21 protein-coding genes and 1 riboswitch are annotated in these 23486 nt (G+C 42.5%); of the genes, 18 read left to right on the top strand and 3 right to left on the bottom strand.

Going from position 1 to position 23486, the window contains the following annotated elements:
* Nucleotides 1-99: 99 nt before the first annotated feature.
* The 10 genes from A8805_RS07650 to A8805_RS07605 all read left to right on the top strand — a co-directional run bounded on the left by A8805_RS07650 (nucleotide 100) and on the right by A8805_RS07605 (nucleotide 10462).
* Nucleotides 100-774 (top strand): response regulator transcription factor, encoded by a 675-nt coding sequence (locus A8805_RS07650; RefSeq protein WP_109709625.1) that lies wholly within the window; start codon nucleotides 100-102, stop codon nucleotides 772-774.
* Nucleotides 771-2051 carry a HAMP domain-containing sensor histidine kinase gene (locus tag A8805_RS07645; protein WP_109709623.1) on the top strand — a complete coding sequence of 427 codons (1281 nt, stop codon included), beginning with the start codon at nucleotides 771-773 and terminating at the stop codon, nucleotides 2049-2051. Before A8805_RS07650 ends, A8805_RS07645 begins: the two co-directional genes overlap by 4 nt.
* A gap of 99 nt (nucleotides 2052-2150) precedes the next feature.
* Nucleotides 2151-2906 carry an ABC transporter ATP-binding protein gene (locus tag A8805_RS07640; protein ID WP_109709621.1) on the top strand — a complete coding sequence of 252 codons (756 nt, stop codon included), beginning with the start codon at nucleotides 2151-2153 and terminating at the stop codon, nucleotides 2904-2906.
* Nucleotide 2907: 1 nt separating this feature from the next.
* Nucleotides 2908-5265 carry an FtsX-like permease family protein gene (locus A8805_RS07635; RefSeq protein ID WP_181392765.1) on the top strand — a complete coding sequence of 786 codons (2358 nt, stop codon included), beginning with the start codon at nucleotides 2908-2910 and terminating at the stop codon, nucleotides 5263-5265.
* 120 nt (nucleotides 5266-5385) lie between these two features.
* Nucleotides 5386-5496, top strand: a riboswitch (TPP riboswitch).
* 222 nt (nucleotides 5497-5718) lie between these two features.
* On the top strand, nucleotides 5719-6015 hold the full coding sequence (locus A8805_RS07630; RefSeq protein ID WP_109709616.1) for a thiamine-binding protein: 297 nt from the start codon (nucleotides 5719-5721) through the stop codon (nucleotides 6013-6015).
* On the top strand, nucleotides 5984-6820 hold the full coding sequence (locus A8805_RS07625) for an ABC transporter permease (protein ID WP_242992298.1): 837 nt from the start codon (nucleotides 5984-5986) through the stop codon (nucleotides 6818-6820). Before A8805_RS07630 ends, A8805_RS07625 begins: the two co-directional genes overlap by 32 nt.
* Nucleotides 6821-7834: an ABC transporter substrate-binding protein gene (locus A8805_RS07620; protein ID WP_109709611.1), complete on the top strand. Its 1014-nt coding sequence runs from the start codon at nucleotides 6821-6823 to the stop codon at nucleotides 7832-7834. It begins immediately after the preceding gene.
* An 11-nt stretch (nucleotides 7835-7845) separates the two neighbouring features.
* Nucleotides 7846-8580 carry an ABC transporter ATP-binding protein gene (locus A8805_RS07615; RefSeq protein WP_109709609.1) on the top strand — a complete coding sequence of 245 codons (735 nt, stop codon included), beginning with the start codon at nucleotides 7846-7848 and terminating at the stop codon, nucleotides 8578-8580.
* Nucleotides 8581-8847: 267 nt separating this feature from the next.
* Entirely contained in the window at nucleotides 8848-9462 is a 615-nt protein-coding gene (locus tag A8805_RS07610; RefSeq protein ID WP_109709607.1) for a DUF47 domain-containing protein, read from the top strand.
* Between the two features lie 13 nt (nucleotides 9463-9475).
* On the top strand, nucleotides 9476-10462 hold the full coding sequence (locus A8805_RS07605) for an inorganic phosphate transporter (protein WP_109709605.1): 987 nt from the start codon (nucleotides 9476-9478) through the stop codon (nucleotides 10460-10462).
* 262 nt (nucleotides 10463-10724) lie between these two features.
* Here the strand turns inward: A8805_RS07605 and asnA are convergent, their stop codons facing one another.
* Complete coding sequence (gene asnA / locus A8805_RS07600) at nucleotides 10725-11735, bottom strand: aspartate--ammonia ligase (RefSeq protein WP_109709603.1); 1011 nt, start codon at nucleotides 11733-11735, stop codon at nucleotides 10725-10727.
* A 285-nt stretch (nucleotides 11736-12020) separates the two neighbouring features.
* Here asnA and A8805_RS22095 point away from each other — a divergent pair, with 285 nt between their 5' ends.
* From A8805_RS22095 to A8805_RS07585, 4 genes are all read left to right on the top strand, one after another.
* A complete protein-coding gene (locus A8805_RS22095; protein ID WP_181392764.1) occupies nucleotides 12021-12161 on the top strand; it encodes a hypothetical protein in 141 nt (46 codons plus the stop codon).
* Between the two features lie 665 nt (nucleotides 12162-12826).
* On the top strand, nucleotides 12827-13606 hold the full coding sequence (locus A8805_RS07595) for a DUF4203 domain-containing protein (RefSeq protein ID WP_109709600.1): 780 nt from the start codon (nucleotides 12827-12829) through the stop codon (nucleotides 13604-13606).
* 98 nt (nucleotides 13607-13704) lie between these two features.
* The gene (locus A8805_RS07590) at nucleotides 13705-14535 is read left to right on the top strand and encodes a PHP-associated domain-containing protein (protein WP_109709598.1); all 831 of its coding nucleotides are present in this window, start codon (nucleotides 13705-13707) and stop codon (nucleotides 14533-14535) included.
* 62 nt (nucleotides 14536-14597) lie between these two features.
* The gene (locus A8805_RS07585) at nucleotides 14598-15083 is read left to right on the top strand and encodes a prepilin peptidase (protein WP_109709595.1); all 486 of its coding nucleotides are present in this window, start codon (nucleotides 14598-14600) and stop codon (nucleotides 15081-15083) included.
* Here the strand turns inward: A8805_RS07585 and A8805_RS07580 are convergent.
* On the bottom strand, nucleotides 15080-15964 hold the full coding sequence (locus A8805_RS07580) for a helix-turn-helix transcriptional regulator (RefSeq protein ID WP_109709593.1): 885 nt from the start codon (nucleotides 15962-15964) through the stop codon (nucleotides 15080-15082). The two genes, A8805_RS07585 and A8805_RS07580, sit on opposite strands and share 4 nt — an antisense overlap.
* Nucleotides 15965-16168: 204 nt before the next feature.
* On the opposite strand from A8805_RS07580, the gene A8805_RS07575 reads away from it, so the two are divergent.
* Both A8805_RS07575 and malQ read left to right on the top strand, forming a co-directional pair.
* Nucleotides 16169-18421, top strand: a complete 2253-nt coding sequence (locus tag A8805_RS07575; protein WP_109709591.1) for a glycogen/starch/alpha-glucan phosphorylase — start codon at nucleotides 16169-16171, stop codon at nucleotides 18419-18421.
* Nucleotides 18422-18436: 15 nt separating this feature from the next.
* Nucleotides 18437-19966, top strand: a complete 1530-nt coding sequence (gene malQ, locus A8805_RS07570) for a 4-alpha-glucanotransferase (protein ID WP_278321232.1) — start codon at nucleotides 18437-18439, stop codon at nucleotides 19964-19966.
* Here the strand turns inward: malQ and A8805_RS07565 are convergent, their stop codons facing one another.
* Nucleotides 19967-20950, bottom strand: a complete 984-nt coding sequence (locus A8805_RS07565) for a putative ABC transporter permease (protein WP_109709588.1) — start codon at nucleotides 20948-20950, stop codon at nucleotides 19967-19969. It abuts the gene before it with no gap.
* Nucleotides 20951-21215: 265 nt separating this feature from the next.
* Between A8805_RS07565 and A8805_RS07560 the strand changes: the two genes are divergently transcribed.
* Together A8805_RS07560 and feoB are read left to right on the top strand one after the other, a co-directional pair.
* Nucleotides 21216-21443 (top strand): FeoA family protein, encoded by a 228-nt coding sequence (locus A8805_RS07560; RefSeq protein WP_109709587.1) that lies wholly within the window; start codon nucleotides 21216-21218, stop codon nucleotides 21441-21443.
* Nucleotides 21440-23485 carry a ferrous iron transport protein B gene (gene feoB / locus A8805_RS07555; protein ID WP_109709586.1) on the top strand — a complete coding sequence of 682 codons (2046 nt, stop codon included), beginning with the start codon at nucleotides 21440-21442 and terminating at the stop codon, nucleotides 23483-23485. The genes A8805_RS07560 and feoB overlap by 4 nt, the downstream gene beginning before the upstream one ends.
* Nucleotide 23486: the final 1 nt, after the last annotated feature.

Raw genomic sequence — 23486 nt, 5'->3', positions numbered from 1 at the left:
ATGGTATGATTGGAACAACAAAAATATGGAGCCTTTACATGACATTCAGACATTTGTTTGCATAGTGCGGCATGTCGTGTGTTAAGAGGAGGAAAAAGAATGGATTATACCTGTCTGATAGTGGATGATGAAGAGGAGCTTGCAAGTGCAACCTGTGAATATTTTAATATGTTTGGCGTGCCGGCAGCTTATGTGACTAAGGCGGAAGACTGTCTGGAATTTCTAAAAGAGCACGAGGTCAGACTGGTATTGCTGGATATCAATCTGCCGGAGGAAAGCGGCTTTGTGCTGTGCAAAAAAATAAGGGTTTTTTCTAACATCCCCATCTTTTTTATCAGTGCAAGGCAGAGCGATGACGATATCCTGATGGCACTTAATATTGGCGGTGATGATTATATAAAGAAGCCTTATACACTTAGCGTGCTGCTTGCCAAGGTTCAGGTAGTATTGAAGCGCCTTGAAGAAACAAGGGAACTTACCACGGTGCAGGAGGGCAGGATACGGATAGACCATAAAGCCAGAAAATTGTACATAGAGGACAGGGAAATAGAGTTAAAGAATAGAGAATTCAAGCTGTTTCTTTATCTGCTGCGGCGTCCCAATACTGTAATAACCAAGGATGAATTATTTGCGAATGTCTGGGGGGATGGATTTTTCAGTGATGGAACCTTGAATGTGCATATCCGGAAGCTAAGAGAAAAAGTTGAGAGGGATCCGAATCACCCCGAACTCATTAAAACAGTCTGGGGAACAGGATATCGGTTAGAACTATGAAGCCGAGACGATGGATGATTGGGATTACTGCATTTCTGCTGGTATACTTTTGCCTGATAATAGGATATCTCAGAGGACAGGAAACCCCTGTATTAGATATCGCTCAGATGAATGCTGCTGCAAAAGAGGCAGAGAAAAGCATACAGGAAAAGACGGAAATTCAGACCGGAGAAAAGATAGCGGCGGAAATAGGGAGGGCGATAGATTTTAAGATTGTACTTCTGGATGATCCTGAATATGAAAAGATAATTTACGAAGGTCTGGCTAACAGGGCGACCATCCTGGACCTCAAGGATGGGGATGCAATGATTGGAAAGATTGTATTCCCATTGGAGACAGAAGCAGAGGAAGCTTTGAAAGACCATTTGTTTTGGATGATTGTGATATTGTTTGCAGGCTTGTTATTATTTATCTGGGGACTGGGGGCAGTTGTTTATGTCCGCTTTGTCAGGCCCTTTCTGAAGCTGAAAGGCTTTGCCTCTCATGTGGCGGCAGGAAATCTTGATTTTCCTCTTCCAATACACAAGAGAAATTATTTCGGGGCATTTACAGAAAGCTTTGATTTAATGAGGGAGGAACTAAAACAGGCAAGACAGGGAGAGTATGAAGCGAACAGGAGTAAGAAAGAAATGGTGGCCGGCCTGTCCCATGATATTAAAACGCCGGTATCAACTATAAAGGCACATTGCGAATTGATTACCCTCAAAAGCAGTGAGGAAGATACAATACAAAAAACAAAAATTATCAATGAGAAGGCCGATATGATTGATCATCTGATCAGTGACATGTTCCATGCGACTCTGGAAGATTTAACTGTTCTGAAAATCAACTGCAGGGAAGAGATGAGCACCATCCTTGATGATATGCTGGGCCAGATGAACCATTTAAAAAGGATACATAAGGTGAATCCGATTCCGGAATGCTTAATCTTCTGCGATGCCCTCCGGCTTAGCCAAGTCATTGATAATATTATTCATAACTCTTATAAGTATACAAAAAGCCATATTGAAGTCAGCAGCGGGATAGAGCAGGGGTATCTGAGGATGACACTTCGTGATTTTGGAGAAGGAGTGGAGGATAGTGAGGTTCCTATGCTATGTCAAAAATTTTATCGTGGAAAGAATAGCTCCGGCACGAGTGGTTCGGGGCTTGGATTATATCTGGCCAGGCAGTTTATGGAGGGAATGAAGGGAAGTATTGATATCTATTGTGATAAGGGTTTTGTAGTCACTTTGTATCTGCGCATAGCCGGGAGCCAATTTAATGCTGGCGGATAGGTTTAAGAAACAGATAAGGATTTCATAAGGAATGGAAAAAGACTAAGTAAGGTTCTGCAAGTATAATGAAGTTATCAAAATTATACGGAGGGATACGAAATGGCAATAATACTAGAGGCCAAAATGCTGTGTAAGACTTTCTCCACTGGAAGTTTACAGCAGCATGTATTAAAAAATCTTAATATCCAGATAGAAGAGGGGGATTTCACTGTTATCATGGGCAGTTCAGGCTCGGGGAAGTCTACCTTGCTCTATGCGCTGTCGGGAATGGACCACCCCACTCTTGGAGAGGTTATCTTTTGGGGCAATGAGATTAGCAACTATTCCAATGATAAGCTGGCTGTTTTCCGCAGGTCCCACTGCGGTTTTGTTTTTCAGCAGATGTACCTGAATGAAACTATGAGTGTCCTGGACAATATACTGGTCAGCGGTCTGCTGGTTTCCAAAGACCGGAAAGCGGTGGTCAGGCGCGGGAAGGAACTGCTTAATCAGGTTGGGCTGGATGAAAGATGCTATCATAAATTTCCCTCTCAGCTTTCCGGCGGGGAAGCACAGCGTGCAGCAATTGTAAGGGCGTTGATTAATGAGCCTGAGATTGTATTTGCAGATGAACCTACCGGGGCACTGAATTCAGAGAATGCTGCCAATGTTCTGGACATTATGACCAGAATGAATGAGCAGGGGCAGTCCATCGTTATGGTGACCCATGACATTAGGACTGCAAGGAGGGCAAACCGCATTCTCTACTTGAAGGATGGCATGATTTTGGATGAATGCAGCCTGGGAACTTATCATAAAGATGATTCTGAACGTAAGACTGTGCTTCATAAATTTCTCCGGGAAATGGGGTGGTAGCATGAAGCTTTGTTTAATCGTTAAGAACAATATTAAAAGTTCCCGCGCCTCTTCGATTGTACTGGTACTCTTGGTGGTACTGTCTACTTTGCTGATGTATACCGGAATCACCGTTAAGAGCCAGATGGAAGGATTTGTAGATGCAAAGAATGAAGAACTTTCTGGGGCGGACTGTACATTGCTGGCCGGACAGCCGAGCATGGAGAAAGTACTTCCCATTCTGGAACAAAATAAGGATATCAGCCAGTACGAAATCCATGACAGCATCCAATATACTTCTCCGAAAATCCGTAATCAAATGAGAGAGGAAAAAGAGAGCAATCTTATGGCAATCATATCCAATGCGGAGGATACTTATAATATCAGCCGGCTGTCTGTTATTGAGGAGGTGTCTCCGATTCCGGACAATGGGATTATCGTTCCTTATATATTGAAGGTATCCAATCACTATCAGACCGGAGATGAGATGGAGATAATAGTTGAGAATCAGAAGTATACTTTTGTAGTTGCCGGATTTTATGAGAATGTAATATTCTCTTCGCCGAGCAATCTCTCAATGTATCAGTTTTTTGTCTATGATTCCGTGTTTGAGAAAATGAGAGCAGAGGCCGGGGATGCTTCCAGGCAAAACTTAATTCATCTTAACCTTAACGGAATCGAAGGAGGGGAATTTGAACAAAGCTTTATGCATGAGTTCAGGAGCGGGGGAAGTGATGCGAATGAGTACCTCGTCCTCTTCCCTTATGATACACTCAAACAAGGCGTCACAATGTTTCCTCAAATTTTAATGGTTGTGTTAATTGCATTTTCCCTGATTCTTCTATTGATTGCCTTGGTCGTGATTCAGTTTTCCGTGACGGTGTATCTGGAAAAAAATATAAAGAATATTGGTGCCCTGGAGGCGGTAGGGTACACGGCAGGTCAGATTAAATGCGCCGTACTTCTGGAGTTCCTGCTGCTTACCGCGATAGGGACACTGGCAGGGTTAATTCTGGCGGCGGCAGTTTCTGCTCCGGTTGGAAATATGATATCTGCTTCTATCGGATTGCGGTGGACAGGAAGTATCAGCGGTTTGGCTATCCTCGCCAGTATCCTGGTGAATTTGCTGCTGATTATTACGGTAACAAATATAACGGCGGGAAGACTTAAAAAAATCACACCTCTGACAGCATTGAGGGACGGTATTGAAACCCACAACTTTAAAAAGAATTACCTGCCGTTGGAAAAAGTAGGATTACCTTTAAATCTTTCCATAGGGATGAAGGGACTTCTTTATAACGGAAAGCAGAATGCGGTGATGACGGTTATTATTTCTCTTCTGACCTTTGCCTGTGTCTATGCCATTGGAATGTATTACAATTTTGTAATCAATGATACTGCGATGCTGAACCTTGTAGGCATACCTACTGCTGAACTTCAAATGTGGGTGGATGCGAAAGACTATGGCCGGGTAATGGACCGGATTGGGAAAAAGGAAGAGGTCCATAAGCTCTTAGATTATAATGCCGAGGAGATGCTGCTTAAGAGTGATGAGAAGGAAGTGCAGGTACGTATCGAGGTCACGAAGGATTTTTCGAAGCTGGATACGGATACTCTGATGAGCGGCAGGCAGGCACAATATGACAATGAAATTGTAATAAGCAACCGGACTATGGAAGAACTTGAGCTGAAGCTTGGAGATAGCGTAACGGTGTCCTCCTTTGGTGAGGAAGCGCAGTACCTGATTGTAGGGGTGAAGCAGCATATTAATCACCTTGGAAGAGGTGCAAGTCTGACAGAAGAAGGGGTGAAACGGCTGAACGCGGACTACAAGATACCAATGTCGCTGATTTATCTGACAGAGGGAACGGATGTGGACACCTTTATTAAAGAGCTGAATCGTGAGTTCTCCGGTGTGGACACACAGATTGTGAATGTGGGAGAGACCCTCAGTGCGGTCATGGAATCCTTTCATGGATCTATTTTTGCCATTTGCGTCCTGTGCGGAGGAATCACGGTAGTAACAGTCGTGCTGATTTTGCTGCTTTTAATCAAGGTAAAACTCCTGAAGGAGCAGAAGCAGTACGGTATATATAAGGCCCTGGGATATACGTCATCCCAGTTGATTATGCAAGTGGGATACAGCTATCTTCCGGTCATATTGCTGGGAAGTCTCCTGGGTCTGGCAGCAGGGATTCTAATGTCCAATCCCTTCACCCAGATGCTCCTTGCAGGCAATGGTATCCGTAAAGTCAGTCTGATTATACCATATCAATACGCAATTCTTGTACCTGCTGGTGTAATTTTAGTTTCAGCGGTGACAATATGGCTGACATCCCTTAAGATCCAAAGAATAGTGCCAATCAGATTGTTTGATTAAAAAGGGAGCTCAAAAGTGGACAACTCAAAAGGGGACTGACCCTTTTGAATTCCATTTTCAGAATAGTTTAGCAATTCTCCTTGACACTGCTCATTTAAGAGGGTAAACTAGGGGAGAATTGAATAAAGCAAAGGGGGCTGGTGCAAGCTGGCTGAGATTAAGACTAATGCGTCTTTGACCTTTATACCTGATCTGGATAATGCCAGCGTAGGAAAGTGATATATATTTAGAAGTACCGGCCTCGTCAGATTATCTATCTGGCGGGGCCTTTGTTATATAATAGGAAACTGCTTTTCCTGTTATATAAAAACCTTCAGAGGGATCACACTGTGGCGGTAAAGAAGATGTTGCTATCGCAACCCGCCACATGCGGAGAATCTCGCAATCGAGATTCTTTCTCGAGTTCGGGAAGCTTATTCATTCAAAAAATATAAAAAGCGAGGAGGAAGAAACATGAATGCAAGTGTAGCAATCCAGACACTGCCGGAGGCGGCAAATGACGAAGAGTTAATCCGTATAGTAGATGAGGTGATAGCCTATATTAAAAGTACCGGGTTAAATTGTTATGTAGGACCATTTGAAACAGCAATTGAAGGAGATTATGATGAACTGATGGACATTATCAAGGAGTGCCAGCATATTGCTATCCGGGCAGGCGCACCATCAGTAGCGGCTTACATCAAAGTGACGTACAAGCCGGAAGGAGATGTGCTTACCATTGAAAAGAAAGTTACAAAACACCACCAGTAAACCAGAACGGAAAAGGATACAGGGGAGCAGAGGCCAGGAGCAGTTTTTCAGAAAAGGTTATGCCGGGGAAAAAGTATGGCCGGTACTGACCATAATCATAATATTGGGAATCTGGCAGACAGCGAGCAGTACCGGAATGGTTCCCAGGTTTATGCTGCCGTCACCCATTGATGTAGCCAAAGCCTTTATTACAGATTTTCCGCTTTTGATGAGCAATGCAAAAGTGACTCTTCTGGAAGCCTTTATCGGACTTGGAATGGGCGTGGCAGTAGGGTTTTTGATGGCGGTGCTCATGGACCGGTTTGAGAAAATGTACCAGGCATTTTATCCGTTGATCGTACTGACGCAGACGGTACCTACGGTCGCCATTGCGCCTCTTTTGGTGCTGTGGTTTGGATATGAAATGCTGCCGAAAGTCATTTTGATTGTTATTGTGACATTTTTCCCGGTCACAGTCAGTCTGCTGGATGGTTTTAAGTCTGCGGACAGGGATACTGTCAATCTGCTGCGCTCTATGGGTGCTTCTAAGGTACAGATATTTTGGTTTGTTAAGTTTCCAGGTTCTTTAGGACAGTTCTTTGCCAGTCTGAGGATTTCAGTTTCCTATGCGGTGGTGGGAGCTGTAATTGCAGAATGGCTTGGAGGTTTCAGCGGGCTGGGTGTTTACATGACAAGAGTGAAGAAGGCATTTTCATTTGATAAAATGTTTGCAGTAATTTTTTTAATATCTGTTATCAGCCTGCTACTGATGGGGGCTGTGAACTTATTGCAGAAGAAATGTATGCCTTGGGAGGAGAGAGAATAAATGAAAAAAAGAATATTTGCATTCTGGCTGGCGGCTGTTTTGGCAGCCGGAGTAATTGGATGCGGTGCGAAAGAAGAGAAAACAGATACAGAGGGCGGACAAGATAAGAAACTGAAAAAAGTTACGTTTGTGCTGGACTGGACTCCCAACACGAACCATACAGGAATTTATGTGGCAAAGGAGAAGGGATATTTTGCAGATGCGGGGCTGGAGGTAGAGATCGTACAGCCTCCGGAGGACGGTGCAGAAGTATTGGTAGGCTCTGAAAAGGCCCAGTTTGGAATTTCTTTTCAGGACAGTATGATGCCTGCGATTTCAGGAGATAATTCCTTGCCTGTAGAGGCCGTGGCAGCCGTCTTACAGCACAACACATCAGGGATTATTTCCCGTAAAGGAGAAGGCATGGACAGGCCGAAGGGGCTGGAGGGTAAAAAGTATGCTACCTGGGAACTGGATTTAGAAAAGGCAATGATGAAGAATGTGGTAGAAGAGGACGGAGGGGATTTCAGTAAAGTTGAGTTGATTCCAAGTACGGTGACAGACGAAGTGTCGGCGCTGGAAAGCAAATCCGTGGATGCCATCTGGATTTTCTACGGCTGGGCAGGGATTGCCACAGAAGTAGCAGGACTGGAAACAGATTATTTTGCCTTTAAAGATATAAACAGCGCATTTGATTTCTATACTCCGGTTATCATTGGAAATAGTGACTGGATGAAGAAGAACCCAGATACAGCAAAAGCCTTTCTTTCTGCCGCTGAAAAAGGGTATGAGTTCGCAATTGAGAACCCGGAGGAAGCAGCGGATATTTTATGTGAGGCATCTCCTGAATTGGATAAAGAGCTGGTTTTGGCCAGCCAGGAGTATATGAAAGGGCAATACAAAGCTGAGGCAGAGCAGTGGGGATACATAAATCCGGAGAGATGGAATGCTTTCTATCAATGGGTGAATGAAAACGGGCTGTCTCCTGCAGAGATACCTGATAACACAGGATTTACCAATGAGTACCTGGAATAAGGAGCAAAAGAATGGCAGAACTGATTGTAACGAATGTGACTCTTTCTTATGAGAACCGGCATGTAATAGAAGATATTTCCATAGAGTTGCATGAAAATGAGCTGGTATGCCTTTTGGGTGCCAGCGGAGGCGGCAAAACGACCCTTTTCAATGTAATATCAGGGCTTTATACGCCGGATACGGGAAATGTAACATTGAATGGGGAAGACATTACCGGGCAGCCGGGACATATCAGCTATATGCTGCAAAAGGATCTGCTTTTGCCTTACCGGACGATTGAAGACAATGTTGCTCTCCCTTTATTGCTGAAGGGAGAAAAAAAGCGCTCTGCAAGAGAAAAGGTAAAGACTTATTTTGAAGAGTTTGGACTACAGGATACCCAGAAGAAGTACCCTCATCAGCTATCCGGGGGAATGCGCCAGCGGGCCGCCCTGCTTAGGACCTATATGTTTTCCAGAGATGTTGCATTGCTTGATGAACCTTTTAGTGCGTTGGACACTTTGACGAAAAGTGATATGCACAGGTGGTATCTGAACGTAATGGATAAGATTCAATTATCTACGTTGTTCATTACACATGATATTGATGAAGCCATCCTATTGTCGGACAGGATTTATCTGCTGACAGGGATACCGGGAAGAATCACAGACGAAATCATCATCCGGGAGCCAAAACCCAGACGTAAGGATTTTCACATGTCCAGGGAATTCCTGGAATATAAAAAAAGAATTATAGAAAAATTATAGATGGAGCTCGAGCTGCTGCAAATTGATTCATTTTTGATCAAGGTGCGCAGCTCCTTTTTTCTTTTAGATTTGCAGCAGTGCCTTCCTTTTCACCTCCGATTTTCCTGATATTTACAGAATCTTAGCATAAATTTAACATACCTTATATATGTAATAACATGATTGAATTTGTGTTAAATCTGTGTTAAAATCAGAAAGTTGAAATGCAACATTTAAGTGCATTGATTTTACTTGCCATGGGCAGAACTATCGGAGGATAAAAAAACTATGAAGACAAAACCAGATAAAATAATGAGTCTGATGCTTGATCTTGCACAGAACATGAAGGAATGTGGGGATTATTTTAGTAAATTCAGTATTGAATCACCATCAGATTTAAAAGTTTTTTCTGAAAAGGTAAAGGATTTTGAGAGTAACGGAGATACAATTTTACACGAAATTAACGTGGAACTTAACCGCGCTTTTATTACTTCCATTGATCATGAAGATATTTTGGTTTTAGCAGAAAAAATGGATGATGTTGTGGACTGTATTGAGGAGACCGCAGTTTATTTTTATATGTACCGTCTGACAGAAGTGGATGATTATATGTCAGAGTTCCGGACCCGTATCGGAACTTGTACGGACGAGCTGTACCTTGCAATTGACTTGCTTGTTAAAAAGCAGTTAAAAAATATCAGGGAGCATACAATCAACGTTAAGACGAATGAAGAAGAATGCGATACTCTGGAGCGTAAAGCTATCAGGAATCTGTTCAAGAAATATACGGATCCGATTAAGATTATTCAGTATAAAGATTTGTATGAAGTACTGGAGAATGCAGTTGATGCCTGTCAGATTGTTGCAAAGGCGCTGGACATCGTCATCATGAAGAACCTATAGGAGGCAGCAGATAATGGCTATTGTTATTTTGATTGTACTGCTGGCACTGACCTTTGACTTTATCAATGGTTTTCATGACACTGCTAATGCTATTGCAACAGCAGTATCCACTAAGGCTATGACCTTGAAGAAGGCAATCCTCATTGCTGCCGTTATGAATTTTTTTGGAGCAATTGTCTCTACAAATGTGGCTCAGACAATTGCTAAGGACATTGTGGATCTTGCTCATATCTCAAATGGCTCAATGGTAATGATTGCTGCGATTCTTTCCGCAATTATCTGGAACCTGGCTACCTGGTATTTTGGAATTCCAAGCAGTTCTTCCCATGCTTTGATTGGCTCTTTAGCAGGTGCCGCACTGGCAGATGCAGGTGCTTCGGCTGTGAAGATGGGGGGATTAGGGAAAGTAGTTTTGGTTTTGTTTATCTCGCCTATTCTAGCTTTGACAGCCGGTTACATAGTATTTTCCATTTTTAAGGTAGTATTTAAAAAAGCGAATTTAGGAAAGGCAAATTTTATTTTCCGCAGACTGCAGATAGTAACTGCTGCAATTCAGGCATTTTCACATGGAACAAATGATGCGCAGAAGTCTATGGGTATTATTACAATGGCATTGGTTACACATGGCTATCTTAAGGAAATGGTCATTCCCCATTGGGTACAGTTCGCCTGTGCTCTGGCGATGGCATTAGGAACCTCAATTGGAGGATGGCGTATTATTAAAACAGTAGGTACGCAGATTATGAAGCTGAAACCTGTAAATGCAGTGGCAGCAGATTTTTCCTCCGCACTGGTCATTCAAGCTGCGACACACTTTGGAATGCCTGTCAGCACAACTCATGTTATTTCTTCCTCCATCATGGGCGTGGGTGCTGCAAACAGAATTAAAGGCGTAAAGTGGAGTACTGCTCAGAAAATGATAACAGCATGGTTTACAACGATTCCGATTACAATTATCATATCTTCCGGAATCTTTACAATATTTAAGTTGTTCTTATAAGAAAAGTGATTGAAAAATATTATTATGTGTATTTTGCTGACTTGAAAAAAGGTAAAGCCAAAACGGTGGCTTTACCTTTTTTATAAGACACAATATTTTTACTTATTCGCTGTATTCATATAAAACAGCACTTTCGATCTGTCATCTGCAGCAAGAGTATTGATGTGTTTCCTTTGGGCATCCAATGCCAGAAGGGGTACCTCATTTACTTTTTGATTATGGAGAGGAAGCTATTCTCCCCGAATCCATTTCTTCTGGTCTCTTACAGCAGATGTATTCCGTTCTCCAAAGCCCTGTTTAATACGTCTTCCGGCCAGAGGGAAGACTGTACCTCACCGATATGTGCTTTACGCAGGTAATACATACAAATTCTGGATTGCCCGATTCCCCCGCCTACAGTATAAGGCAGCTCTCCGTCAAGCAGTGACTTCTGAAAAGGCAGGTTTGCTCTATCCTCACAGCCGGCAAGATTTAATTGTTTTTTTAATGCTTCCTCATCCACACGGATGCCCATGGAAGAAAGTTCCAGCGCAATATCCAGAACAGGATAGTATACAATAATATCTCCGTTCAGCTCCCAGTCATCATAGTCCGGTGCACGCCCGTCGTGTTTCTCACCGGAAGCAAGGGTCTTTCCAATCTGAGAAATAAAAACAGCTCCTTTGGCTTTTGCAATACGGTGCTCTCTTTCTTTCGGTGTTTTGTCCGGAAACATTTCCTCAAGCTCCTGGGTAGTAATAAAGAAAATATCCTCGGGAAGCAGGGGTTCTATATAATTGTAGCGTCTGGATATGTAATCCTCAGTTTCCTTTAAAGCGCTGTATACTTTGCGGACAGTATATTCCAGTGTTTCTGCGTTGCGTTCTTCCTTTGATATGATTTTTTCCCAGTCCCATTGGTCCACATATAAGGAATGGATGTTGTCCGTATCCTCATCCCGCCGGATAGCGCTCATATCTGTATATAGCCCTTCGCCTGAGTGAAAACCATAGTTCTTCAATGCATAACGCTTCCATTTTGCCAGAGAGTGTACAATCTCTGCAACTGCGTCATCCTGTTCTTTAATTCCGAAGGACACAGGGCGTTCTACTCCGTTTAAGTTATCATTCAAACCTGATTCTGGGCGCACGAACAAAGGCGCGGATACACGGGTTAAATGAAGTGCTTTAGACAGGGAACGCTCAAAGTAATCCTTGATTTCCTTAATGGCAACCTCAGTTTCCCGTATGGTAAGGGGAGCATGGTACCCCTGGGGAATTGTCAATTGTTCCATAATGTAAACTCCTTTTATTTTTCTATATTATAGTGTATCTATCCTATTGAACATTCTTATTTTACAGTTTTGAAGGAAAGAAGTCAATGTCCGTGTTTCAGCCAATTATCATGCTGCAGTTGAGCTATGTACAATCGGGCTTGTGCCTGAACTGTAACATTTTATGGTGTTTGGATTAAATTTTATTCTTTAAAGGGGTGATGTGAGAAAAAATATAAGGTAATGTAAAAATTATGAAGGTAATGGTGATAGGGCACACCGACTGTGGAACAGAGAACCTAAGCGGTGGATGGATTTGAAGATACAAAAGAATCTGTCAGAAAAACAGTGCAGCTTTTAAGAAATCATTCGCTGATTCCTGAGACAGTAACGATTGAGGGGGCTGTCATAGATACAGAGACCGGGAGGCTGGAACCTGCAGAGTGAAAACAAGTAAGGAAACCGGATGGATTCTGTAAGGGGGATTGGAAACGAAGAGTTAACAGATAATTAAAACGAAAAATACAAAAAACCAAAAAATATGTTGACAAGCATTGGAATGTGTAGTATTATGATGATAACAAATAAAACTAAATGAACAATCGATTCAAAAGAAGAAGTAGTCTTTAAATTAAGAAGAAAATTCTTAGGAAATGAAAGTTCGAAAAGTTTTATCTTATTGGACAACAGTGAATGATAAAAGAAGAAAGATGGAGAAATAATCATAATGACGAGAAAGTTATGAGAGAAGCAAAATCTATCGAAAGGATCAGAGAATCTAAGTCCAATAGGAAAGTTTAGGAATAGGAGGTACGGACCACCAGCAACAATAATTTAAAAAATCAAAATTTAAAATCTATCGCAAGATAGAGAAAGAGGTAAAAAGGAAAATGATAGAAATATCAGAATAAGAATGGGTGTTAATCAAGTACAGATTAGCATCCATTCTTATTTGTTACAGTTCAGCACCTTTATGTTGTATATTTTTATGAAAATTGCTAAAATGATATAGATGTGGGGAGAAAATATCTAAGTAGAGATGAGTGTATGACAGCAAAGCGGATTACGGGGATGCTGTTTTGACTAACAGGGGACAAAGGAGAATAAATAAGATGGAAGTTAGCTTTATTTTTGAAAAAATACAGGTTGAGATGAATGCGGGGTTAAATACGTTGTCAGAAAGGAGTCAGAATCTGTCTCAGTATGATATGATTACACTGGCAGTCATAGCAGTGATTGGACTGTTGTTTTGTTTCTTTGGTTTGAAGATGGTCCGTATCTGGGCGGCACTGTTTGGCTTTTCAGTTGGTTTTTCAGGAGGCGCATATCTGGCTGATTATTTTAACGTAAGCGATAATATTTCACTGATTATTGGGCTTGTGGCAGGCTGTGTTTTAGCAGTTCTTGGAGCTAAATTCTATCTGGCAGGGGTATTTCTTGTAAGCTGGGTTATGGGAATCATAGGCAGCGCATACTTCCTGCGGCCGGCAGACTGGGCATATGCACTGGTATGTGTAGGAATTGGCCTGGCCATTGCTCTGCTGACATTGAAGCTTGCGGAGCCGGTTACAATGGTAATTACTGCACTTCTGGGCGGTGCAGCAGCAGGACAGGCAATTTATGGGTTTCTTCCGATGGAGAATGAAATCATACAGATAGCAGTGATAGCAGTACTTGTTATTTTGGGGGTTGTTACTCAGTTCCTCATGGAATCCAAAAGGCGAAAAAGACTTCATTTGAAAAGAGCCGAGGAGATACGTAAAAAACATTCGGCAGCCAATGAAGTGGATAAAGCAAGAGCCATACTGGAAGATTTTGATAAAGAGACACCTTCCAGTCAGACGGAGGAGGACGGAGATATTCAGATTCTGGATTTAGATGATGATAAGTAAAAATGGAGAAAAATGGAGAAAAAATTAATTTATTGCGGGTCTTTGGACAAAGTTGTATAATAAAGTCATAAACTAGTTCAAGTAAAGGGGGCTTGCTTATGAAAATAGATATGCATTGCCATGTAAAAGAAGGTTCTATTGACAGCAAAATAAGTGTGGATGAATATATAACAGCTTTAAAAAGTAAGGGATTTCAAGGAATGGTGATTACGGACCATAATACGTATAAAGGATACCGTTACTGGAAGAACCACCTGAAAGGAAAAGTTCATACCGATTTTGTTGTGTTAAAAGGGATTGAATATGACACAAGAGATGCCGGACATATTTTAGTGATTATGCCGGAAGGTGTAAAGATGAGAATTCTTGAGATGCGGGGACTGCCTGTATCCGTACTCATTGACCTGGTACACCGCAATGGAGGGGTTCTGGGACCTGCTCATCCATGCGGGGAGAAGTATTTGAGCATCACAAATACGAAGCGGTTCTATACGAATCCGGAAGTGATGAAGAGATTTGACTTTGTTGAAGCTTATAATTGCTGTGAGTCAGCAGCGTCCAATGCAGGGGCACTAAAGCTTGCAGAAAAGTATGGGAAGGTTACAATAGGAGGAAGCGATTCCCACAGGATAGGATGTGTCGGGCGGGCCTATACTATATTGCCGGAGCCTGTCACCTGTGAGACGGAGCTGATTTCCATGATTCACAAAAAGACAAAGTTCGAAACTGGCGGAACTCTCTATGAGAAAACGGCAAAGGAAAGAATGGGAAAAGTCAATAAGGTTTTAGTTTATTCCTTTTGGGTTTATAATAAAGGCGGCGAGCTTCTCAGACGCCACGGAAGGAATGAGAAAATGGAAGTCGAGAATCCGATTGACCCGATTGATCCCATTGAAATGTATTATACAGGTGAGCAAAGCCTGTCATAAAGGTGACGGAACCAGGATGGGGAATTATCACTTTAGTTTAAAAGCATCGCAGTAAAAAAGATATGCAGAAATTTTATGATACAGAATTTATAAAAGGGGCCGGAATTATTTTATTTCTGGCCCTTTTGTTTTTTATTGCATGGACAGATTATAAGACAAAGAGAATACCGGACAGATATACGGCCGCTGTGCTGCTGTTGAGTATGTTATCAGGCTGGATATATCCATCTATTTCTTTACAGGAAAGAGTGGCAGGCGGGCTTGGGGTAAGCGGAGTGTTATTGCTTCTTTCCACAGCAAAACCAGGATGTTTTGGCGGCGGGGATATCAAGCTGATGGCGGCCACAGGGATTGGGATTGGCTGGAGCCGCAATCTCTGGGCATTTGTGCTGGCTGTGCTGATGGCTGGTATATATGTTGGATGCCATTTGCTGCTTGGCAGGAAAAAATGGGAAAACAGCTTTGCCTTTGGCCCCTTTCTGTGCGTAGGGATAATTGCCGCCATATTTTGGAGTGATTATCTGACGGAATGGTTTCTGCGGGGTTAATGGGAGGCTGCTTTTCTATATTGGTTGGGAGTCTGGGAATATTTACGCTTGAAAAGCCGGTTAAAATAAGAGAGATTATCAAAACCAGTCTGAACGGCGATTTCCAAAATGGAGGCTCCGGTTGTAATAAGCATCCGTGCGGCTATTGTCAATCGGTAATCGTTCAGGTATTCAATAAACCCCATCCCAATACAGTTTTTAAAAAATTTCATAAAGTGAGACTTGCTGTAAAAGGTAATTGAGGCCATGTCCTCCACAGTTATGGTATCAGAATAATGCTCCTCTACATATTTTAATATTGTCTTTAATTTTTTCAGAGATTTTGTCTTCCTCTTTGAGACAGAATCTCTGTTACTTTGCGCTGAAATTAAAAGGAAAAAGAAGTGAAACAGACAGCCCTTTACTGCCAGATGATATCCTTGTGGCCTAGCAGAACATAAGTTGTCAATGCGCGCGATACAGCCTGCAAAATCCGGGTAATTGAAGCGGGCAGGGGTAATGAAAGTAAGAGCCGGATGTTTTGAATGTAGCAGAGGTAATATGAACTGGCTGGTACAGAGGTCCTGTTCCCCGGCAATAAGTATTTCGGGTTTAAAAATGATATTTTCGTACTCCATCGTACAATCTGCTTTCTGGCGGATGGAATGAAGCTGCCCGGGAAGGATAAAGATGATATCCCCGGCAGCTACAGTACTGGCCTGGAAATCTACCGACACATATCCCTGTCCTTTTTTTATGACAATTAATTCTATTTCCTCATGCCAGTGAAGGGGAACCTGGGTGAAATCAAGAGGAATAGAACATAAATAAGTATTGTAGGGAAAGTCAGTGCTTGTATGGGATTTTGCTTCGTGATAATTCTGATATTCTGTAAGATTCATAAAAATTCCTCGTTTTTTACAATTAATGATAGTATTGTACTATAAATGGAGGTTATTCTGCAAGAAAAATGAGTTGAAATTGTACTAAAATGCATAACGTATGCTTCTTGAACTGCGAATGTTCAAGATGACACGCTTCTTGAAGACTGCTCCTGTTATTAAAACAGGATGATGATATGATTTTTTCATGAAAGGGTTAAGAATATGGATATAAAAGAAAAATTGCAGCAGAAAATGGCAAAGGAAATTGCAGAGGCATCCAATAAGGAGATTTATGATGCACTTTTAGATATTGTACAGGAGATGGCCCGGGAGCGGGAGAAAAATTGCAGTAAAAAGAAGTTGTATTATATTTCTGCGGAATTCCTGATTGGAAAGCTGCTTTCTAACAACTTAATTAATCTGGGTATATATAATGAAGTTAGGGATGTGTTGTCTCGTCACGGAAAGGATATCTGTGAAATAGAAGAAGTGGAGCCGGAGCCGTCATTGGGAAATGGCGGGCTCGGGCGTTTAGCTGCCTGCTTTTTGGATTCAATTTCCACTCTTGGGCTGAACGGGGATGGAATTGGCCTGAATTACCACCTGGGATTATTTAAACAGGAGTTTGAGGATGCGCTGCAAAAGGAAATGCCAAATCCCTGGATAGAGAAGAAAAGCTGGCTTACCAGAACAGAAGTCACGTATCCAATTATGTTTAAGGGAATGACACTGAATTCCAGGATGTATGATATTGAAGTTACTGGTTATCACAATGTCACAAATAACTTGCATTTGTTTGACGTGGAGACTGTAGATGAAGCTATTCTGGAAGATGGAATTGACTTTGACAAAGAGGACATTGCCAGGAATCTGACATTGTTTTTATACCCGGATGACAGTGATGAAAAAGGACGCCTGCTTCGGATTTACCAGCAGTATTTTATGGTCAGCAGCGGTGCAAGGCTGATACTGGACGAATGTACGGCAAAAGGCAGCAATCTCTATGATTTGCCGGAATATGCAGTAATTCAGATAAACGATACTCATCCCACTATGATAATTCCTGAGTTGATCCGGCTGCTCGCAGAGCGGGGGCTGGAGATGGATGATGCTATTGATGTAGTATCACGCACCTGTGCCTATACAAACCATACAATTCTGGCAGAAGCTCTGGAGAAGTGGCCGGTTGAGTATTTCAAAAAGGTCGTTCCCCAGTTAGTTCCGATTATTGAGATATTGGATGACAAAGTAAGAAGAAAATATACAGATGAGAGCCTGGCGATTATTGACAGGGAGGACACAGTCCATATGGCCCACATTGACATTCATTATGGGTTCAGTGTAAATGGGGTAGCTTCTCTGCACAGTGAGATACTAAAGGACAATGAACTGAATCATTTTTATAAGATATATCCTGAAAAGTTCAATAACAAAACAAATGGAATCACATTCCGGCGCTGGCTGATTCACTGTAATCCAAAGCTGACGGAAATGCTGGACTTTATAATTGGAACAGAGTACCGTTTGGATGCCCGAAAGTTAGAGAGACTCCTAAATTTCAAAGGGGATATAAATGTACTCAAGCGCCTGCTGGAAATCAAAACGGAAAATAAGAAAATGCTCTGCCGTTATCTGGAGGAGACTCAGGGACTGAAACTGAACCCAGATTCAATCTTTGATATTCAGGTAAAACGTCTCCATGAATACAAACGGCAGCAGATGAATGCTTTATATGTAATTCATAAATATTTGGAAATCAAAGCAGGCAAACTGCCGGGGACGCCGATAACAGTTATATTTGGAGCCAAAGCTGCTCCGGCATACGTGATTGCAAAGGACATCATCCATCTGATTCTGTGTCTGCAGGAAATCATTAACAATGATCCGGAAGTAAATCCATACCTTCAGGTGGTGATGGTGGAGAACTATAATGTAACAAAAGCAGAAAAACTAATACCTGCATGTGACATATCCGAGCAGATTTCCCTGGCATCTAAAGAGGCCAGCGGAACAGGAAATATGAAGTTTATGCTGAATGGCGCGGTCACCCTCGGAACAGAGGATGGGGCAAATGTGGAAATACATGAACTGACAGGTGATGATAACATCTTCGTATTTGGTGCAACCAGCGATGAGGTCATCAGACATTACGAAAAGGCAGACTACGTTTCCAAAGAGTTTTATGAAAAGGATAAAGAAATCAAAGCAGCGGTAGATTTTATAACCAATGATAAAATGCTGGCTGTGGGAAAGAAAGAAAACTTAGCCAGGCTGAAAAATGAGCTGTTAAAGAAAGACTGGTTCATGACACTTCTTGACTTTAAGTCGTACAAAGAGAAAAAAGAAGAAGCTTTAAAGGCATATGAAAATCGAATTGAATGGGCAAAGAAGATGCTGGTAAACATAGCAAAAGCCGGATATTTTTCCGCTGATAGGACTATAGAGGAATACAACCGGGACATCTGGAAATTATGACCATACAAAAGCCTGATAAAAACGCAGGAAAGGAGAAACACGATGAGAGAAAGTGGGATATTATTACCGGTTTTTTCGCTGCCTTCTAATTATGGGATAGGATGTTTTTCAAAAGAAGCCTATGAGTTTGTGGATCAGCTAAAGGCAGCAGGACAGAGTAAATGGCAGATTCTTCCTCTGGGTCCGACAGGATATGGAGATTCACCATACCAGTCCTTTTCTACATTTGCCGGAAATCCATATTTTATAGATCTGGAAGCTCTGATTCAGGAGGGACTTTTAACGGAAGAGGAGTGCATGGCTTATGATTTCGGTACTCAGGAAGATAGAATAGATTATGAAAAATTGTATTTTACGAGATTTAAAGTACTGTACCAGGCATATCAGCGGTTTGCAGGACAAAAGGGCGGGGACTATGAGAAGTTTATTGAGGAAAACAAGGAATGGCTGGAAGCGTACTGCCTGTTTATGGCGCTGAAAAACAAACATGATGGAGTAAGCTGGAAAGAGTGGAAGGCACCGTACCGGGACCGTAACATCCAGGCACTTGAAGAGGCGGCAAAGGAGCTGGCTGTAGAAATTGATTTTTACCGTTTTCTACAGTATGAATTCAGCAGGCAGTGGGAGGCGCTTCACGCCTACGCCAATAGAAACGGGGTGCAGATCATCGGGGATATTCCGATTTATGTGGCATTTGACAGTGCGGATACATGGGCAGCCCCAGAGCTGTTTCAGTTTAATGAGGAAAATGAGCCTAGGGCGGTTGCAGGATGCCCGCCGGACGGATTTTCGGCAACCGGACAGTTATGGGGAAATCCCCTTTATGACTGGGAATACCATAAAAGAACAGAATATGCATGGTGGATACGCAGGATAGTTCATTCCCTGAAGTTGTATGATATGGTCCGCATTGACCATTTCCGTGGATTTGATGAGTATTATGCGATTCCTTACGGGGATAAGACAGCGGAGCACGGAACGTGGATGCCGGGTCCGGGAATAGAGTTTTTCAGAATTATTGAAGAAAAGCTGGGCAGACCGAATATTATTGCTGAAGATTTGGGATTTCTCACAGACAGCGTATTAAAGATGTTGGAAGATACAGGATTTCCAGGAATGAAGGTAATACAGTTTGCTTTTGATTCCAGGGAATCTGCAAATTACCTGCCTCACACATATACTCCCAATTGTGTTGTTTATACGGGAACACATGATAATGATACAACGAAGGGATGGTACCGCAATGCAGGCCGGGAGTGCCGGGAGTTTGCAAAGGAATACCTGTATAAAGACGAACTGGATGAGGGGGAACAGGCCTGGGATTTTATTGTTATGGCTATGGGAAGTGTGGCCGGGCTCTGTGTGATTCCGATCCAGGATTATCTGTGCCGGAACAGTGACGCAAGGATAAACACCCCTTCAACCCTGGGAAATAATTGGGTATGGCGGTTGAAAAAGGGTGAAATTAGTAACACCCTTACAAAGGAAATCAGGAGAATGACACAACTATATAGCAGGCTGTCTCCCGGAAGGACCACACTCTAATTATTTTTTCCGTTTTCCCATGAACTTCTTACGCAATTCGTCCAATTGCTGCTTGTAATTTCTGGATTCCATCTTAGGGAATGCTTTGACAAGACGCAGACTGATTCTCGGAACTTTGCTTCCCAGTTCCTGATAACGGGTCTTCAAATCAGCTATGCGGCTGTGCATTTCCACAGATACTTCCTGTGTCTTTTCAAGCAGCTCTGCGACGGTTTCCTGGGTTCTCTCCCGTAATTCTGCGGCAGTTTCCTGGGACTTTCCGCGCAATCCTGCAGCGGTTTCCAGGGTCTTCTCACGCAATCCTGCAGCAGTTTCCTGGGTCTTCTCGCGCAGCCCCAGAGTTGCCTCATCCAGTTTTTGGCGTGAGGCTTCTCCTTTTTCTAAAGCCAGAATCACCTTTTCATAGATATCTTCTCCTAACTGGTCGGAAATCTCATGCAGTTCTTTTGCAATCTTTTCCATGCTGGACAACCGTTTGTTGAACTTGAAGATTGCAGAGGCCGTTACATAGAGGTCCGTCAGCATAGTAATTCCAAACAGCGAAATGAATATAATCCCCACAGTATAAGGTATAAAGGTCAAAAGGGTGTGTATCAAAGGATGGATAAAAACCATGATTATCACACAGGCAAATCCCCACATAAGAGAGAAGCCCAGACAGATATACCCCCCAATATTGAAGCGCTGGTCCGTATAGTCCCACCATTTATTATGGAAAATTTTATCCATAGTCCATCCTGTAATTCCTTCCAAAAGTGTGACAAGTATAACGGAAAGAACATACAAAAGCAGCACATTTTCTTTATAAGGGGTTAATAGGACAGTGACGGCAGTAACTCCTACACCGTAGATGGGGCAGACGGGGCCGTTTAAGAAGCCCCGGTTTACAAATTTGTGCTCTTTGGCAGCAGCAAAGCCTACCTCTGCACACCAGCCTAAAAAGCCATATATAAAAAAGTATAATGAAATATAATACATATTCATCGAAATCATCCTTCTTTCTATCACCTGTACCAGAACAAAGAGTTTGCTTCGCAAACTCCTGCGCCTGGGTTGGCCGTATAGCGACATCTACTGCTTACGTTGCAGTGCCTATCCCAGGACGGCTAATGTTTGATATTATATAGAGTAAATGGTGAGTCAGAAAATGTCAATCTGTTTGACTATAGTTTGACTTATAGTTTGAAAAGTTTTATAATCTCTTATGGATAATAATTATCATTAACAAAATTATCTCAAGGAGAAGATCATGAAGTTAAAAGAGGGAGAAAACCGCCATACATACATCGTGCGGGAGATAAATATGGAATTGAGTCTGGAGCGGAGGCTGGAATCATTAGGGCTTACCCCGGGTTCCAAAATTACAGTTCTGAATAACGATAAAAAAGGTGCCATTACAGTCCGGTTTCGCGGGACAAGGTTTGCAATAGGTAAACGGATTGCTGATCACATTATGGTGGAGGAGGCAGGAAGATGAGTGGGAATGTGATTAAGGTAGGGTTTATTGGAAATCCGAATTGCGGGAAGACAACACTGTTCAATGCCTACACCGGAGCCAATCTGAAAGTGGCAAACTGGCCGGGAGTAACTGTTGAAAAAAAAGAAGGAAAGACATTTTATAAGGCCCAGGAATTTAAACTGATAGATTTGCCTGGCATCTACAGCCTTACATCCTATACTATGGAAGAAAAAGTGTCCAGGGAATGTATTATGAGCAGCGAGGTGGATGTTATTGTGAATGTGGTAGATGCATCCTGCCTGGAGAGAAATCTTTATCTGACTCTGCAGCTGATTGAACTGGGCAAACCGGTTGTGCTGGCTTTGAATATGATGGACATTATAGAAGAGAGGGGAATGGAAATTGACCTCCACCGCCTGCCGGAAATGCTGGGTATTCCTGTGATTCCTGTGTCTGCCAGAAGGAGAAGTGGTCTGGAGATTTTGATGCATGCGGTGGCCCACCATAAGGATTATGCAACCCAAAGCCCGTTTATCCACCATCATTCTCAGCATACGGAACATATACATAACCATCATGGTGATTATGCCGTGGTATATCAGGATGAAATAGAGGATAAGATAGATCAGATTATCGTACAGCTTGAGGAGAAATATCCGGATGTAAAAAACAAGAGATGGCACGCCATTAAAATGCTGGAACAGGATCAGGCGATTATGAAAAGATATCCTCTCAATATGCCACAGGTGCTGGACCGCAGTTACGAGGCGGATATTATCAATCAGAAATATGACTTTATAGAGGAAGTCATACAGGAAATATTGGTGAATAAGAACAGGAAAGAAGAGAGTACAGATAAGATAGATAAGTATCTGACAGGCAAATGGCTGGGGCTTCCTATTTTTCTGGGGATTATGGCCCTGGTATTCTTTTTGACATTTACCGTAGGAGACTGGCTGAAGGGATATTTTGAAATTGGCCTGGAATGGTTTTCAGGGGCAGCAGGGAGCCTGCTTTCCTCCTGGGATGTGGCGCCTATGCTGCAGTCACTGATTGTGGATGGTATCATTTCGGGGGTTGGAGGAATTCTTACATTCCTGCCTAACATTTTTATTCTTTTCCTGGCCCTGGCTTTTCTGGAAGACAGCGGTTATATGTCCAGGGTAGCTTTTGTCATGGATGATATTATGAGCCGCCTGGGGTTATCGGGAAGGGCTTTTCTGCCCATGCTCCTGGGCTTTGGGTGCACAGTACCGGCTATTATGGCATCACGTGCGCTGGAGAGCCGGAAGGACAGGCTGAAGACAATTCTGGTGACCCCTTTTATGTCCTGCAGTGCAAGGCTTCCCATATATGTTCTGTTTTCTTCTATGTTTTTTGGGAAATATGCAATGCTGGCCTGCTATTCCATGTATCTTCTCGGAGTAATCGTAGCGATTACCACAGCATTTATCCTTTCCAAAATAGATGGAAGCAAAGCGGAGCACGCACTTTTAATAGAGCTGCCGGAGTATAAAACACCGAATGCAAGAACCATTATTATTTATGTGTGGGAGAAAGTGAAGGACTATCTGACGAAAGCGGGAACGGTTATCTTCATAGCCTCAATTATTATGTGGTTCATTTTGAATTTTGGCATGAACGGATATGTAACAGATATATCCCAGAGCTTTGGCTCAGTAGTTGGAAGAGCGGTGGTACCTGTGTTTGAGCCGCTTGGCCTGGGATATTGGCAGATTATTGTAGCCCTGATAGCAGGGATTGCAGCCAAGGAGGTTGTGGTTTCCAGCTGCAGTGTTTTGTTTGGTATTCAGAATATCACTACGGCTGCTGGCAGCGCAGGATTTGCAGGGACGCTTGCAGCCATGGGATTTGGAATGGCAAATGCATACTCCCTGATGGTATTCTGTCTGCTCTATGTACCTTGTACTGCGGCAATTGCCACAATTAACAGGGAAGTTGGCAGTAAGAAGATTACATTTGGCATTGTTCTATTTCAGTTAGCCACAGCATGGGTGGTTAGTTTTCTGGCATACCATATAGTGGGGATACTCTTTTAAT

The sequence above is a fragment of the Faecalicatena contorta genome (genome assembly GCF_003149105.1).
GTDB lineage: Bacteria > Bacillota > Clostridia > Lachnospirales > Lachnospiraceae > Muricomes > Muricomes contortus_C.
The sequence above is the reverse complement of the archived record's forward strand: the minus strand, read 5'-3'. Positions and strand labels throughout refer to the sequence as shown.

Coding starts and splice junctions, on each gene's coding strand:
- A8805_RS07580 (WP_109709593.1), bottom strand. CDS start 15,964: ATGAATCTTACAGAATATCAGAATTATCACGAAGCAAAATCCCATACA.
- A8805_RS07595 (WP_109709600.1), top strand. CDS start 12,827: ATGGAAGTTAGCTTTATTTTTGAAAAAATACAGGTTGAGATGAATGCG.
- A8805_RS07635 (WP_181392765.1), top strand. CDS start 2,908: ATGAAGCTTTGTTTAATCGTTAAGAACAATATTAAAAGTTCCCGCGCC.
- A8805_RS07610 (WP_109709607.1), top strand. CDS start 8,848: ATGAAGACAAAACCAGATAAAATAATGAGTCTGATGCTTGATCTTGCA.
- A8805_RS07640 (WP_109709621.1), top strand. CDS start 2,151: ATGGCAATAATACTAGAGGCCAAAATGCTGTGTAAGACTTTCTCCACT.
- A8805_RS07590 (WP_109709598.1), top strand. CDS start 13,705: ATGAAAATAGATATGCATTGCCATGTAAAAGAAGGTTCTATTGACAGC.
- A8805_RS07630 (WP_109709616.1), top strand. CDS start 5,719: ATGAATGCAAGTGTAGCAATCCAGACACTGCCGGAGGCGGCAAATGAC.
- A8805_RS07645 (WP_109709623.1), top strand. CDS start 771: ATGAAGCCGAGACGATGGATGATTGGGATTACTGCATTTCTGCTGGTA.
- feoB (WP_109709586.1), top strand. CDS start 21,440: ATGAGTGGGAATGTGATTAAGGTAGGGTTTATTGGAAATCCGAATTGC.
- asnA (WP_109709603.1), bottom strand. CDS start 11,735: ATGGAACAATTGACAATTCCCCAGGGGTACCATGCTCCCCTTACCATA.
- A8805_RS07565 (WP_109709588.1), bottom strand. CDS start 20,950: ATGAATATGTATTATATTTCATTATACTTTTTTATATATGGCTTTTTA.
- A8805_RS07605 (WP_109709605.1), top strand. CDS start 9,476: ATGGCTATTGTTATTTTGATTGTACTGCTGGCACTGACCTTTGACTTT.
- A8805_RS07560 (WP_109709587.1), top strand. CDS start 21,216: ATGAAGTTAAAAGAGGGAGAAAACCGCCATACATACATCGTGCGGGAG.
- A8805_RS07585 (WP_109709595.1), top strand. CDS start 14,598: ATGCAGAAATTTTATGATACAGAATTTATAAAAGGGGCCGGAATTATT.
- A8805_RS07615 (WP_109709609.1), top strand. CDS start 7,846: ATGGCAGAACTGATTGTAACGAATGTGACTCTTTCTTATGAGAACCGG.
- A8805_RS07650 (WP_109709625.1), top strand. CDS start 100: ATGGATTATACCTGTCTGATAGTGGATGATGAAGAGGAGCTTGCAAGT.
- A8805_RS07620 (WP_109709611.1), top strand. CDS start 6,821: ATGAAAAAAAGAATATTTGCATTCTGGCTGGCGGCTGTTTTGGCAGCC.
- A8805_RS07575 (WP_109709591.1), top strand. CDS start 16,169: ATGGATATAAAAGAAAAATTGCAGCAGAAAATGGCAAAGGAAATTGCA.